Raw genomic sequence first — 14,606 nt, forward strand, 5'->3', positions numbered from 1 at the left:
CCGGTAGTTGTGGACTTCCACATACTCCCCAAACCGCGGGGCCTGCAGCCTGGCCCCGCCGCTAGACTGAAGCCATGTCCCTGCCCCCGCCCCCGCTGAATCAAGCGCCCAGCCCGCTGCGTCGCCCCGAGGCTTGGTGGCGGCGCGCGCTGTGGAGCCTGCCCCTGGTACTTTCCCTGATCTTCGTGGCCGGCGTGCTGGCCTGGGCCCGCAGCAACGAGATCGAGGAGCGCGAGCTGCAGCGCCAGACCCTGATCTCCGATGCGCTCAGCACCGAGGCCCAGCTGCGGGCCAAGCTGAAGGAGGAGAGCGAACATCTGCGCGATCTGGCGGAGGCCTTGCAAAATGAGCCGGCCACAGTCGAGTCCCTGGCCCGCCACCCGGAGATGAATGCCGGCCTGCGCAGGCTTTGGCTCTCGGTCACCTGGCTAGACAAGCACAACCGCGTTCTGGCCCAGGTGCCCGACCCTCATGAGGCCAAGGTAGAGGGCGACGACGAGGGCTTGTCCTTGCATCTCAGCGCGCCGGTCGGGGCTCATGCAGCGGGCGGCACCCTGGTGCTGCGCTATGCCCCGGCCTTGCTGCTCAAACGCGGCGTGCCCTGGTGGCTGGCGCGCAAATACGATGTGCAGATGGTGGACAGCGCCGATCAGGTGATCGCCTCCATCACCGAAACCCCTATTCGCGCGGCCCAGGGCGAACAACCAAGCTACCGGGTCAACTTCGTCGGCCCCTTCCGTACCAGCCCCTTGACCGAGCTGCCCGACACGGCCGAGGCGGCTTTAAGTGACGCCGCACTTGAGCTGACCCTGCGTGACCCCCAGCCCACCACCATCAAGCCCCTGGCAATGATCCTGATCGCCGGCTTCTTGCCCCTGATCGCGGTGGCCAGCTGGCTCTTGCGCCGCCAGCTGCGCCAGACCTCGCGCGCCGAAACCGCCTGGCGCGAGCAAGCCGCCTGGCGCCAGGCCATGGAAGACTCGGCCCTGGTGGGCCTGCGCGCCCGCGATGGCCAGGGCCGCCTGCTCTACGTCAACCGCACCTTCTGTGAGATGGTGGGCTTGAGCGCCGAGGAGTTGGTGGGCCTGGCTCCGCCCATGCCTTACTGGCCGCCCGAGGCCATCGATGAGGTGATGCAGCGCAACCGCCGCAATCTGGCCGGCCATGCGCCGCGCGAGGGCTATGAGGCGCGCTGGCATCACCGCGACGGCCGGGTGCTGGATGTGATGGTGTTCGAGTCGCCCCTGGTGGATGCGCGCGGCGTGCAGATCGGCTGGATGGGTTCCATCATCGACATCAGCGCCCACAAGCGCCTGGAAGAACGCGAACGCCGGAGAATCGACACCCTGGCCCACCACGCCCGCCTCACCATGCTGGGCGAAGTGGCCTCCACCCTGGCGCATGAGTTGAACCAGCCGCTGACGGCGATTGCCAGCTACAACGCCGGCATCATCAACTCCCTGGCCAAGCTGGGCGTGGACGATGCCGTCGTCCTGGGTGCCCTGCAACGCCTGGGCGCACAGGCCGCTCAGGCCGGCAGGGTGGTGCAGCGCATCCGCGAATTCTTGACCCGGCGCGAGCCCCAGCACGAGGCCTGCTCGCTCAACCAGATCATCAGCGACGCCCTGGCCTTGCTGCGCAAGGAGCAGCAGCGTGCGCAGATCGAGCTACGACTGGACCTGGCTCCCCATCTGCCGCCCCTGCTGGCCGATGCGGTGTTGGTGGAACAGGTGGTGATCAATCTGGTGCGCAATGCAGGCGACTCCCTGCAGGCACGCGCCCATGACCGGCGCATCCAGGTGCGCAGCCGCTTGGTCAGCCGGGCCGAATCCGGCCTTGCAGACTCAGCCCCTGCCAGCGGCCCCGACTTTCTGCGGGTGGACGTGATCGACAACGGCCCTGGCCTGCAAGGCCTCAAGGCGGAGGCCTTGTGCGCGCCCTTCTTCAGCACCAAGGGCGATGGCATGGGCATGGGCTTGGCCATCTGCCGCTCCATCATCGAGGCCCACCACGGCGTACTCGACGCGCAAGAAGCCCCCGAGGGTGGCGCCATGTTCTCCTTCACCCTGCCCCTGCGCCCCTTGCTGGCAAGCGGTAGCCAAGACCCTAACCCATGAACACCAGCCCTGTTTTTCTGGTCGATGACGACCCCGATGTGCGCGATGCCCTGAGCTTTTTGCTGGGCTCACGCGGCCTGAATGTGCAGGCCTTTGACAGCGGCCCCGCCCTGCTGGCCATGCTGGACGCCAGACCCGCTGGTGCGGGCGCTCCGCGAGGCATCTTCATGCTGGATGTGCGCATGGAGCCCATGTCCGGCACCCGCTTGCACGACGAGTTATTGGCCCGCCGCCTGCGCAACCCGGTGCTGTTCTTGACCGGACATGGCGACATCCCCATGGTGGTCGATGCCTTGAAGAAAGGCGCTTTCGACTTTCTTGAAAAGCCCTACAGCGACAACGCCCTGGCCGACCGCATCGAGCAAGCCCTGGCCGTGGACGCCGCCATGCACGCCGACGGCACCCAGGCGGCCGAACGCCAGGCCCGCCTGGCCAGCCTGACCGAGCGCGAGACCGAGGTCATGCAGCGCGTGGCCGCCGGCAAGCTCAACAAGGTCATTGCCGACGAGCTGCACGTTTCGGTGCGCACCATCGAGGTCCACCGAGCCCGTGTGTTTGCCAAGTTAGGCGTTCGCTCGGCGGCGGAGGTGGCGACGCTGTTGGCGCAAGGCTAGCGCCGCGACCTAAGCCCAAACCGACTGCACCGCAGAGTTCAAGGCCACCACCAGGGGATCACTGGCGCGCTCGGAGGCGCTGCAGAAAAAGAGTTTGGCGTCCACCCGCGCGTGACCCCAGACCATCCAGTCCTCGTGCTGCACCCCAAGTACGGCCACCTCCTCGCGCAGCAAGGCGCAGGCACTGCCGGCCCGCACATAGCTGTCCAGGGCGCTGGTGTCGTCGCTGCGCATCACCACATTGGGGGCCAGGCCCTGCTGCTCGAACAAGGCGCGCAGCATCTGGTGAATATGGGAGTCCACACTGCCGTCCACCCAGGGCAGGCCCGCCAGCACCCGCCAGCCGCCGCGCAGCATCTCATGGGCCCACTGATTGGGAATGGCGATACGAAAATTGACGGAACGAAGCGCAAGCCATTGCAGATCGCGCGGCGGATGGACGCCAATCGTGAAAGCGGCGGCCAAGCCGCCGCCGCGCACCTGATCAAGCAAATGCCCGGCCGCCTGGGTATGCGTATGAAACTCCACCAAGGGCAGGTCACGCTGCACCGCCACCGACAGTGCGCCGGTGCGCAAGAACTCCGCCGATTCGCCAGGCAGGCCCAGATCGATCCGGCCGCTCAACTCGCCTTGCATATTGCGCGCCGACCCTTTCAGCTCGGCCGCCGCTGCCAACAATAGCTCGGCTTGGGGCAGCAACTTTTCACCGGCGCGGGTCAAGCTCATACGCCCCGCACTGCGATCAAACAAGGCCACGCCCAGGCTGGACTCCAGACCTTTGATCTGGGCCGTCACCGCAGGCTGGGTGACACACAACACCTCCGCTGCCTTGGTCACATTGCCCACTCGGGCCACCGCGACAAAGGCGCGAATCTGATGCAGTTCCATAAACCGGAGGGCCTCGCCTGAACTCAGGCGCCAAACATGCGCACTTGCGAGGGCTCAATGCCCAGGCTCACCGCGCCACCGACCGGGAACTTGGACAAGCCCATATGGTGAGCCTGGTCGACCGCCAGGCTTTGGCGCCCTACGCGTACCCGGTAACGGGTGAACTCACCCAGGAACTCGCTGGCCTCCACCGTACCCGGCACCCACACATAACGCGCATCCGGCGCAGCATCTGCCACCTCAACTCGCAAGGTATGCGGACGGAAACTGACCTGGATGGTGGCCGCCTCGGGCGTGTCTGAATTCAGGGGGAAGTTCAAGTCGCCCACACCGTCGACATCCAAGGTCAGACTATCGCCGCGCCGCGAACGCACCTTGCCCGTGAGCAGATTCATGGTTCCGACAAAGTTGGCAACAAAAGGGTTCACCGGGTAATCGTACAAGGTGGCCGGCGCGCCGACCTGTTGCACGACGCCCTTGTCCAGCACCGCCATGCGATCTGCGGTCGTCATCGCTTCCTCCTGGTCATGCGTGACGAAAATCGTGGTCAAGCCCAGGCGGCGCTGCATGGCCAAGAGTTCCTGACGCATCTGCACGCGCAAGGTCTTGTCCAGATTTGAAAGCGGCTCATCCAGCAACAGCACCTGGGGTTCGATCACGATGGTGCGGGCCAAGGCCACGCGTTGCTGCTGGCCACCGGAGAGTTGGCTGGGCCGACGATCCGCGTACTGCGACAGCCCCACCAGCTCGAGCGCGGCACCGACCTTTTCCTGAATCACCGCCTTGGGCGCGCGGCGCTCCACTAGGCCAAAGGCCACGTTGTCCCATACCGAGAGATGGGGCCACAGGGCATAGCTTTGAAACACCATGCCAACATTGCGCTCCCAGGGGGCTTTGGCACTGACGTCCTGACCGTCGATCAGCAACTCGCCATGCTGGTGACGATTGAAACCGGCGATCAGACGCAAGAGGGTGGACTTGCCCGAACCCGAGGGGCCCAGCAAGGCGAAGAACTCACCCGGCTCGATGTCCAGATTGACGTCCTTCAGCACCTCGGTCGTGCCGTAGGACAGGCGGATATTGCGGCATTGAACGGGAACTTTTTTCATGAGGGCACTCGCTTCAAGGCAGAGGGGCTGGAGGTGGCGGAGGAGGCTTCAAGCGGCGGCACAGACTCGTCCACCGGCCGGGCGGCCAGGCGCTTGCCGGTGCGCTCCACCACCAAATGAGAGAGATAGGTGCCCAGGGCCACGACCACAATGGCCAATACGCCCAGAGCCGCACCGGGCCCGCGCCCGGCAATGCTTTGCATATAGAGGTAGATGCCGTAACTCATCGGCGCCTGTGACTCGGCCGAAGACAGCAAGAGCGTCGCCGACAACTCCACCGCCGCCGTGATGAAACTGGTGACGAAACCCGCCAAAATGCCGCCCGCCATCAGCGGCACCAGGACGCGCTGAATGGTGCGCAGCTTGGTGGCCCCCAGGCTCTCGGCCGCCTCCTCTAGCGACACATGCACCTGCTGCAAGGCCGCCACGCAGGAACGCAGGGCATAGGGCAGGCGACGCACCGCGTAGGCCAGCATGATGACGACCCAGGTGCTGGTCAACAAGGTGTCGGTTCCAGGCGCGGTCACGCCCTTGAAGAGGCGCAGATAGCCGATGGCCAGCACGATGCCAGGCACCGCCAAGGAGGCCGTGGCGATCCAGTCCAGCCACTTGCGCGCGGGCAAGTTGGTGCGCAGCATCAAGTAAGCGATGGTGACACCCAAGACCACGTCCAAGGTGGCCGCCAAGCCGCAATACAGCAAGGTGTTCTTCATCATGCCGCCGGCATCCTGAAACACGGTCTGGTAGTGGGCCAGGGTGTAGGCATCGGGCAAAGGCGAGAAGCTCCACACCTGGGCCAGCGACAGCAGAAGCACGCCCAGATGGGGGCTGAGCACGATCAGCAAGACCAACAAGATCCAGGCATAGGCGGCCAGGGCGGACCAGGGGCTCAACTCCCGCTTGGCAATGCTTGCGCCGCCCTTTTGCAGGGTGGAATAGTCCTTGCCCGCCAGCACCTTGGCCGAGAGCGCCATGGCGGTAATGGAGAACACGATCATGATGACGCTAATCACATAACCCAGCGGATCCTCCAGACCGACCTGGGTGATGCGCAGATAGGCTTGCGGCGCCAGCAGATTGGTCTGGCCCAGCACCAGGGGCGTGCCCAGATCGTCAAACACCTTGACGAAGACCAGGGAGGCTCCAGCCACAAAACCCGGCATGGCCAGCGGGAAGATGACGCGGCGGAACAAACGCAGGCCGGTGCAACCCAGGTTCAATGCGGCCTCTTCCATGGCCCCGTCGATATTGCGCAGCGCCACGGTGAGGTTCATCAGGATGAAGGGGAAGTAGTGAATCGCCTCCACAAAAATGACCCCGCTCAAGCCTTCCATGATGGGAACGCTGATACCGAAGTGCTCCATCAACAGCAGATTCACCGTGCCCGAGCGCCCGAAGATCAGCTGCATGGCGGCCGCTCCCACAAAGGGCGGCATGATCAGCGGCAGCACGCCCAGGGTTTGAATCAGCAAGGCGCCACGGAACTGAAAGCGCACCGTGAAATAGGCCAGGGGCACGGCGATCAAGGCCGCGAACACGGCCGACATGCTGGCCACATAGAGGCTATTGAAGAAGGCCTCCCGCATCAGGCCCTGGCTGAAGAAGTTGCCGAAGTGGCCCAGGGTGAGGCCGCCCTCGCCATCAACGAAGGCGGTGTGAAACACCTTGCCCACCGGCAGCACCAAGAAGAGCAGCAAAAAGCTCAGCACCAGGCCACCGGCCAGCAGGGCGCCGGGTCTGAGCTGATCACCAAACAAACGAAAGCGCAGGCCGCTAGGGGCGCTGCTTGCGGACAGGGTGGACATGGCTTTGCCTCGCTACAAAGTGGCCGCTCAGCGCGCCAAGGCGCGGGCTTGCTCGGCGAAGTCCTTGGCGCGGGCATAGTTGTCGCGCGCCTGGCTGCTCCAGCGGTCTTCCAGGCCGGTGACTTGCTTGGCCACGGCAGCGTCCTTCTTATTGGCGGTGAACAGGGCGAGGAAGGCCTTGTCGCCCGCCAGGCCGCTGCCCACGATGGGGGTGAAGGCCAGATCACGCGCCTGCTTGAGCAGGGCTTGGCCCTGGGCATTGGGCTTTTTGGCCAGCGCCGCCGTTGCTTCGTGGATGGCTTGGGTGGCGGCCTTCAACTCCTTGTGGCGGAAGGTGATGGTCTGGTCAAACATCGAGGACACCACGTTGTAGCGCGCCTCCGAAAGGTCGGAGTCAAACCGCACCTTGGCTTTTTTGGCGATCTCAAAGGGGTTGGGATAGCCGGCCGGCACTTTGCCGCCCAGTGCCGCGGGCGGCAGCACGGGCAGGCGCGAGATCTTCGGGTCCAGCAGCAAGAGTTGGCCTTCGGCGGAGACGCTGTAGGCGATGAATTTGCGCGCCTCCTCGGGGTTCTTGCTGCCCTTGATCAGGGCGATATTGGCGGGCACCACGGCCGTCACATCGGGGTAGATGAACTCGACCGGGAAGCCCGAGTATTTGCCCGCCAGGCCGAAGAAGTCGATCACCAGGCCGATGCCGAACTGCCCGTTGTTGACCCCATCGGGCACGCCGAAGCTGCGCTCGGTGATGGCCGCGCTATTGCCGGAGATTTGCAGCAGCTGATGCCAGCCCTTGTCCCAGCCCTCGCCCTGCAGCAAGGTCTCCACGGTCAGATGCGTCGTCCCCGAACGCGAGGGCGCACTCATGGCCGCATGACCGAAGTAAACCGGCTTGATCAGATCGGCCCATTGCGCCGGCGCGGGCAGCTTGTTGGCGGCCATGTAACGGGTATTCCACATCAGGCCATAGCCGGCCAAGGCCTGCCCCAGGTAGAGGCCTTGCGGGTCATTGATGGGATAGTTGCCGACCTTCTCGGGTACGGCTTTATTGGCCTGGGCGCTGACGTTCTCCAGCAGCTGCTGACCGGACAGAACCTCGAATGCATCCGGTGCCGAGGCCCAGAACACATCCGGGCGCTGGCCCAGGGGCAGCTCGCGTACATAGGCCAAACCTTGCACGGTGCTCTTGTTGAGAATCTCCAGCTTGATGCCAGGATTCGCTTTCTCAAACGCCTGCTTGTAAGCCTGGGTCAGCTCTTTCGGAAAGGAGGTGACGATGGACACCGTGCCGGCCTGCGCACCTGCGGCAAGCAGAGAACTCAAGCCCAGTGCGGCAAGGCCGGCCAACCAGGTCTTGCGGCTGCCAAAGGCCTGCACTGCTAGGGGAAATTTGCTCATGTTTGTCTCCTCTTCGGGTGGTGGGTGTCGATCAGGGCGATCAGGGCGCAGGGAACAGCTCGGGCAGCTCGTCGCGCTGCGCCCCGCTTAAATGCTCGGTGAGGCCCCAGGCCAGGATGGCAAAGCCGCTCGCGTCATAGCGGAGTCGGCTGATGGCAGCGTTCTCCAGCGCCCAGCTGCGGGGCGCATCCAGGGCTAAGCCGGTGGCGGCGCGATAAAGGCAATCCAAGACGCCGCCGTGGCAGACGATGGCGATGGTCTGGCCGGGATGCTGAGCGGCCTGGCGCTCGATGGCGGTCAGACAGCGACGATGGAAGGCGCGACGGCTCTCGCCTCCCTCCGGGCCAAAGTCCGGCTCGCGGCGATGCCAACAGGCATGGGCCTCGGGCCAGCGCAGCGCAATCTCGTCCGCACGCAGGCCCTGGAACACACCGAAATGCTGCTCCCGCAGAGCCGGTTCGATCTGCAAGGGCAGGCATTTCACATCGGCCAGCCGCTGCGCCGTCTGCTGGGCCCGCGCCAGATCGCTGGTGTAGATGGCGGCCAAGTCCTCATCGGCCAGGGCTTGTGCCGTTTGCAAGGCCTGCGCCAGACCCTGGGCGTTCAGGGCGATATCGGTTTGGCCCTGGTAGCGGCCCGAGCAATTCCAATCGGTTTCGCCATGGCGGATGGCAAGAATTTGAGTCGGGGCATTCACCGGGGCTGCCTTTGTCTGCATGCTGGAATGCCCGCATCGTGCATCAGCCGACCCGGTCCGGCCAATCAGAAAACTTGATGCGGGCCATCAGGGCCGAGGGTTGTCCCGGAGCCAAGCGGGCCGACACCGCTCAGCGCAAGGGATAGGCGATGCCCCGCATCGGGGTGAACAGCGCACGCATCAAAACAATGATGCGCCCAGGCAAGATCTGAGCCGCCAACCAAGCCGAATGCTGATCCAGGCCATGCCCATGAGAGTGCCCAGCCCGTGGCTGGCCAGCAGGAAGCCCAGCCAGGCGGCACCACCCGGCAACTGCCTCTGTAACATCTCCGGCAAGGCGACCGGATGGGGCCGCCGACAAAGACGGCGAAGGCGGCAAAGTAGGCGAACAGGCAAAGACGAGGAAGCTCAAGGCATCAAAGTCAAAAAGCCTGGGCGAGCTGGGTGAACTGATCACCCAACATGGACAGCAGGCCGCCGCCCAAGAGCCAGCGCAGATTGCGATTGCCCAGCAGCACTCCCCGTGGCGGCGTGGGCAGGGCCGCTGTCAATGCCTCGCTCATGGCGCGCTTGCTGGACTTGGCTGCAGCAAGGCCTGCCGCAAGAAGGCCAGCAATGCAGGCGTCACCCCGGTGCTGCGCTGCAGCTCGGGCTCTTTGGCATACATCTCGCGGACCTTGCTTTGGATGCCGGCGTCCTCGCCGACGAACTGTCGCGTTAAGTCCTGCCATCTCCGCGCCAATGCCAAGACCTGGGGGCTGGCCGGGTCCACGCCCGCCGCCATGGCCGCTTGCACTTCTTGGATCAAGAGCGGCCAAGCCGTTTCGCTGGCTCGCAAGGCCTCTTCACCCAGGGCGTCGCGGCGGCCGGCCAGCAGCTTCAACTGCGCGGCGTCAAAGTATTTTTGATGCACCCGCATCATGGACATGGCACGCATCAGCTGGCTGATCAGGTCCTCAGACGAGGCGCTCGCCGAGTCCTGCACCTGCCTGAGGGCTCGCAGCAAATGCTGCTGCTCTTGCACCTGCTGTTCCAGGGCCTCGATCTGCCGCGCCAGCACTTCACGCAGCGGCGGATGCTCCGCGTCCAGCAAGGCGCCCACCTGCTTCAAAGCCAGCCCAGACTGGCGCAGCGCCATCAACCGATGCAGGCGCAGCACATCCGCCTCGCCATATTGCCGATAGCCCGCCTCCGTACGCCCTGTGGGCTTGAGCAGGCCCAGCTTCTCGTAATGATGCAAGGCCCGCACGGTCAAGCCGCATCGCTTGGCCAAATCTCCAACGCTGTAGTCCACAAACGCCTCCATGTCTTGTTAGCTGGGGGCGAATGATCGAGCCTGACCCTAGGTCAGGGTCAAGTGTTGCGGCTAAGTTCTTAGCGCGACCCGCGTCGCGCGGCTTCAATGGTCGCGATATCGATCTTGCCCATCTCCATCATGGCCTCGAAGGCGCGCTTGGCCGCGGCCGGGTCCGGGTCGGTGATGGCCGCGACCAGCTGCACCGGGGTGATCTGCCAGGAGAGGCCCCATTTGTCCTTGCACCAACCGCAGGCGCTGGCCACGCCGCCGTTGCCGAGGATGGCGTCCCACAAGCGATCGGTTTCCGCCTGATCCTCGGTCGCCACCTGGAATGAAAAGGCCTCGCTGTGCTTGATGCCGGGTCCGCCGTTGAGGCCCAGGCAAGGAATCCCCATGACGGTGAACTCCACCGTCAGCACATCGCCCTGCTTGCCTGCAGGGTAGTCGCCCGGCGCGCGGTGAATCGCATCGACAGAGGAGTCGGGAAAGGTCTGAGCGTAAAAATTCGCAGCCTCTTCGGCGGCGCCGTCGAACCAGAGGCAGATGGTGTTCTTGGCGGGCTTCATGGCTTGCAGGCTCCGGGCTGATGAGGGGTCAAGACCAAGGGATTCTGGGCCTGGGACCCGGCCACGCCAAGCTGGTTTCCCCGGACTCAATCGCTGAACTCAAACAAACCCGGCCTCGGCGTGCAAACAGCGCTGCACCAGCTGCATAAACTGCCCCGCGCGCGCCGCCCCGCCCTCGGTCAGGGCAATATGCCCCGACGCCTCGGCCAACCAGGCCTGCAAGCTGGCCTCGCTGTCCACCTCGCGCACGCTGGCGCGCAAGGCCTCGTCCTTGCCGAGCAGAAAACGCTCCGCCAGGTCCATGGCGAAGAACTTGGCGCGCACCAGCGTCTGGGCTCGGCGACTGGCCTCGGCCAGTTCGCGTTCACAGCGCCAGGTGATGAGACCCGCGGCGCGCAGCTGCTGGGGGGCGTCTTCGGGCAGGCCCAAGCCTCTCGCCAAGCTGGACAAGGCCTGCACATCGCGCTGCCCGTCCACGGTAATCAGCAGCGCGCGCAGCGCCGGTGAGAGCCGGCGGCGCTCGTGCAACAAGACATGGCGGGCGGCCTCGGTTTTCTGGGGTTTAAGCGGCATCTCCATCCGCCCATCTTGCTGACCCAGGGTTGCGCGCCTGTGACAAGCCAGGCTGGCGCCGAATGACGCTTGATTGACGTTTACGTTAACGTCAATCAAGCCCTAGAATCGGGCCAGTCTTGCTGCTACAAAGGGCGGAGCACGCCTGCCCCACTTGTTTGAGCAAACAACACAAAGCACTGCCGCCGCGCCCCTTCCTGGAGACAAGCCATGACCGATCTGTCCGCCGAGTACAAAGCCCTGGCCGAGTACCGCCCCACGCACAAAGTGCGTTTCGTCACCGCCGCCAGCCTGTTCGACGGACATGACGCGGCCATCAACATCATGCGGCGCATCTTGCAAGGCATGGGCGCCGAGGTGATCCATCTGGGCCATAACCGCTCGGTGGACGAGGTCGTCACCGCTGCGCTGCAAGAAGACGCCCAAGGCATCGCCATCAGCTCCTACCAGGGCGGCCATGTGGAGTACTTCAAATACATGGTGGACCTGCTGCGCGCGCGCGGCGGCGAAAAAATTCAGGTCTTTGGCGGCGGCGGCGGCGTGATCGTGCCGGCCGAGATCCGCGACCTGTCGGACCATGGCGTGCGCATCTTCAGCCCCGAGGACGGCCAACGCATGGGCCTGGCCGGCATGATCGGCGAGATGATGATGAAGGCCGACCAGGACTTCTCTCCCCTCGCCCCCAAGACCCTGGACGCGATCCAAGGCCATAGCGAAGCCGCTTGGCGCGCCCTGGCCCAGCTGATCACGGCGCTGGAGAACGGCAAGGCCGACCCCGGCTTGGTCGCGAGCCTGCAAGCCTCGGCCAAAGACATCAAGACCCCTGTGCTGGGCATCACCGGCACCGGCGGCGCGGGCAAGAGCAGCCTGACGGACGAGCTGATCCGCCGCATCCGCCTGGACCAGAACGATGCGCTGCGCGTGGCCGTCATCTCCATCGACCCCTCGCGCCGCAAGAGCGGTGGCGCCTTGCTGGGCGACCGCATCCGCATGAATGCCATCGGCCCCTGGTCGCAGGGCTCGCGCGTGTTCATGCGCAGCCTCGCCACCCGCGACTTCGGCAGCGAAATCTCCAAGGCCCTGCCCGATGTGATCGCCGCCGCCAAGCTGGCGGGCTTTGATCTGATCGTGGTGGAGACCTCGGGCATAGGCCAGGGCGATGCGGCCATCGTCCCCCATGTGGACGTGCCCATGTATGTGATGACGCCCGAGTTCGGCGCCGCCAGCCAGCTCGAGAAGATCGACATGCTGGACTTCGCCGAGTTCGTCGCCATCAACAAATTCGACCGCAAGGGTTCGCTGGACGCCTTGCGCGATGTGGCCAAGCAGGTACAGCGCAATAAGGAAGCCTTCACCACCCGGCCCGAAGAAATGCCGGTGTTTGGCACCATGGCCAGCCGCTTCAACGACGACGGCGTCACCGCGCTTTACCAAGCCCTCAAGCCGCGCCTAGCCGCTTTGGGCCTGCAGCTGACTGAAGGCCGCCTGCCCATCGTCAACACCCGCCACAGCACCCATCAAACCCCGGTCGTGCCCGCTGCGCGTGTGCGTTATCTGGCCGAGATTTCCGACACCGTGCGCGGCTACAAAAAGCGCGCCCGCCATCAAGCCACCCTGGCCCGCGAGATCCAGCAGCTGACTGCCAGCTCGCGCATGCTGCAAGAGGCCAATGCCGAGAAGACCCGCGCCCGCGAAGCCCTGGCCGAGCTGGTGGAATGCCGCGAAGCGCAGATGGACGGCGCCGCCCGCAAGCTGCTGGCCCAATGGCCCGATATGCAAAAGGCCTATGCCGGCGACGAGTATGTGGTGAAGATCCGCGACAAGGAGATACGCACCAACCTCGTCCACACCAGCCTCTCCGGCACCAAGATCAAGAAGGTGGTCTTGCCCGGCTATGAGTGCCACGGCGAGCTGCTGAAATGGCTGCTGCTGGAGAACGTGCCCGGCAGCTTCCCCTACACCGCCGGTGTGTTCGCCTTCAAGCGCGAGGGCGAGGACCCCACCCGCATGTTCGCCGGCGAGGGCGATGCCTTCCGCACCAACCGCCGCTTCAAGCTGGTCAGCGAAGGCATGCCGGCCAAGCGCCTGTCCACCGCATTCGACTCCGTCACGCTGTACGGCGCCGACCCCGCGCCCCGGCCCGATATCTACGGCAAGGTGGGTAACTCCGGCGTTAGCATCGCGACGCTGGACGATATGAAGGTGCTGTACGACGGCTTCGACCTCTGCAGCCCGACGACCAGCGTGTCCATGACCATCAATGGCCCGGCGCCCTCTATCTTGGCCATGTTCATGAACACGGCCATCGACCAGAACCTCGCCAAGTTCAAGACGGACAACGGCCGCGAGCCGACGGCTGACGAGGCCGCCAAGATCAAGGACTGGGTGCTGGCCAATGTGCGCGGCACGGTGCAGGCCGACATCCTGAAGGAAGACCAGGGCCAGAACACCTGCATCTTCTCCACCGAGTTCAGCCTCAAGGTGATGGGCGATATCGCCGAGTACTTTGTGCACCACAATGTGCGCAATTTCTACTCCGTCTCGATCAGCGGTTATCACATCGCCGAGGCCGGTGCCAACCCTCTCTCGCAGCTGGCGCTCACGCTGTCCAACGGCTTCACCTTTGTGGAAGCCTACCTGGCGCGCGGCATGCACATCGATGACTTCGCGCCGAACTTAAGCTTCTTCTTCAGCAACGGCATGGACCCGGAGTACACCGTGCTGGGCCGCGTGGCCCGCCGCATCTGGGCCGTGGCCATGCGCGACAAGTACGGTGCGAATGAACGCAGCCAAAAGCTGAAATATCACATCCAGACTTCGGGCCGCTCACTGCACGCCCAGGAGATCCAGTTCAACGACATCCGCACCACCTTGCAGGCCTTGATCGCCATCTACGACAACTGCAACAGCCTGCACACCAATGCCTTCGACGAGGCCATCACCACGCCGACCGAAGAAAGCGTTAGGCGTGCGATGGCCATTCAGCTCATCATCAACCGCGAGTGGGGTCTGGCCAAGAACGAGAACCCCTCACAAGGCGCCTTCATCATCGAGGAGCTGACCGAGCTGGTGGAAGAAGCCGTGCTGAGCGAGTTCGAGAAAATCGCCGAGCGCGGCGGCGTGCTGGGTGCCATGGAAACCGGCTACCAGCGCAGCAAGATCCAGGAAGAGAGCATGCACTACGAGATGCTCAAGCACACCGGCGAGTACCCCATCATCGGCGTCAACACCTTCCGCAATCCGCATGGCGATCAGGTGATGGAGAGCATCGAGTTGGCTCGCTCCACCGAGGAAGAAAAGCAGTCGCAACTCACACGCCTGGCCGAGTTCCACACCGCCCACGCGGCCGAAAGCGGCCCCATGCTGGCGCGCCTGCAACAGGCCGTGATCGACAACGACAACGTCTTCAATGTGCTGATGGACGCGGTGCGCGTCTGCTCCTTGGGCCAGATCACCTCGGCGCTGTTCGAAGTGGGTGGGCAGTATCGGCGCAGCATGTAAGTGACAAGCACCTTGGGCTCGGTAGGCTGAAATCGCCGCCG

12 protein-coding genes are annotated in these 14,606 nt (G+C 64.5%); 3 read left to right on the forward strand and 9 right to left on the reverse strand.

Annotated features, from left to right (window positions below; translation table 11 throughout):
* Positions 1 to 74 precede the first annotated feature (74 nt).
* Both DBR47_RS07700 and DBR47_RS07705 read left to right on the forward strand, forming a co-directional pair.
* Complete coding sequence (locus DBR47_RS07700) at positions 75 to 2,117, forward strand: nitrogen regulation protein NR(II) (protein ID WP_124448649.1); 2,043 nt, start codon at positions 75 to 77, stop codon at positions 2,115 to 2,117.
* Positions 2,114 to 2,731, forward strand: coding sequence for a response regulator transcription factor (locus DBR47_RS07705; protein WP_124448651.1), 618 nt, complete (start codon positions 2,114 to 2,116; stop codon positions 2,729 to 2,731). Before DBR47_RS07700 ends, DBR47_RS07705 begins: the two co-directional genes overlap by 4 nt.
* Positions 2,732 to 2,740: 9 nt before the next feature.
* Here DBR47_RS07705 and DBR47_RS07710 read toward each other — a convergent pair whose 3' ends face one another.
* From DBR47_RS07710 to DBR47_RS07745, 9 genes are all read right to left on the reverse strand, one after another.
* The gene (locus DBR47_RS07710; protein WP_124448653.1) at positions 2,741 to 3,619 is read right to left on the reverse strand and encodes a LysR family transcriptional regulator; all 879 of its coding nucleotides are present in this window, start codon (positions 3,617 to 3,619) and stop codon (positions 2,741 to 2,743) included.
* 23 nt (positions 3,620 to 3,642) lie between these two features.
* A complete protein-coding gene (locus DBR47_RS07715) occupies positions 3,643 to 4,728 on the reverse strand; it encodes an ABC transporter ATP-binding protein (RefSeq protein WP_124448655.1) in 1,086 nt (361 codons plus the stop codon).
* Positions 4,725 to 6,533 carry an iron ABC transporter permease gene (locus DBR47_RS07720; RefSeq protein WP_124448657.1) on the reverse strand — a complete coding sequence of 603 codons (1,809 nt, stop codon included), beginning with the start codon at positions 6,531 to 6,533 and terminating at the stop codon, positions 4,725 to 4,727. Before DBR47_RS07720 ends, DBR47_RS07715 begins: the two co-directional genes overlap by 4 nt.
* 27 nt (positions 6,534 to 6,560) lie before the next feature.
* The gene (locus tag DBR47_RS07725; RefSeq protein ID WP_124448659.1) at positions 6,561 to 7,931 is read right to left on the reverse strand and encodes an ABC transporter substrate-binding protein; all 1,371 of its coding nucleotides are present in this window, start codon (positions 7,929 to 7,931) and stop codon (positions 6,561 to 6,563) included.
* 40 nt (positions 7,932 to 7,971) lie between these two features.
* Positions 7,972 to 8,649: a histidine phosphatase family protein gene (locus tag DBR47_RS07730; protein ID WP_231512194.1), complete on the reverse strand. Its 678-nt coding sequence runs from the start codon at positions 8,647 to 8,649 to the stop codon at positions 7,972 to 7,974.
* 401 nt (positions 8,650 to 9,050) lie between these two features.
* The gene (locus tag DBR47_RS24550; protein WP_156089038.1) at positions 9,051 to 9,191 is read right to left on the reverse strand and encodes a hypothetical protein; all 141 of its coding nucleotides are present in this window, start codon (positions 9,189 to 9,191) and stop codon (positions 9,051 to 9,053) included.
* Positions 9,188 to 9,922, reverse strand: coding sequence for a MerR family transcriptional regulator (locus tag DBR47_RS07735; protein WP_197046929.1), 735 nt, complete (start codon positions 9,920 to 9,922; stop codon positions 9,188 to 9,190). Before DBR47_RS07735 ends, DBR47_RS24550 begins: the two co-directional genes overlap by 4 nt.
* Positions 9,923 to 10,002: 80 nt before the next feature.
* Positions 10,003 to 10,491: a VOC family protein gene (locus DBR47_RS07740; RefSeq protein WP_124448664.1), complete on the reverse strand. Its 489-nt coding sequence runs from the start codon at positions 10,489 to 10,491 to the stop codon at positions 10,003 to 10,005.
* A 99-nt stretch (positions 10,492 to 10,590) separates the two neighbouring features.
* Positions 10,591 to 11,070 carry a hypothetical protein gene (locus tag DBR47_RS07745; protein ID WP_124448666.1) on the reverse strand — a complete coding sequence of 160 codons (480 nt, stop codon included), beginning with the start codon at positions 11,068 to 11,070 and terminating at the stop codon, positions 10,591 to 10,593.
* A 204-nt stretch (positions 11,071 to 11,274) separates the two neighbouring features.
* Between DBR47_RS07745 and icmF the strand changes: the two genes are divergently transcribed.
* Positions 11,275 to 14,565: a fused isobutyryl-CoA mutase/GTPase IcmF gene (gene icmF, locus DBR47_RS07750; RefSeq protein WP_124448668.1), complete on the forward strand. Its 3,291-nt coding sequence runs from the start codon at positions 11,275 to 11,277 to the stop codon at positions 14,563 to 14,565.
* Positions 14,566 to 14,606: the final 41 nt, after the last annotated feature.

Origin of the sequence: Paucibacter sp. KBW04, from assembly GCF_003852425.1 — a bacterium.
Taxonomy (GTDB): domain Bacteria; phylum Pseudomonadota; class Gammaproteobacteria; order Burkholderiales; family Burkholderiaceae_C; genus Paucibacter_A.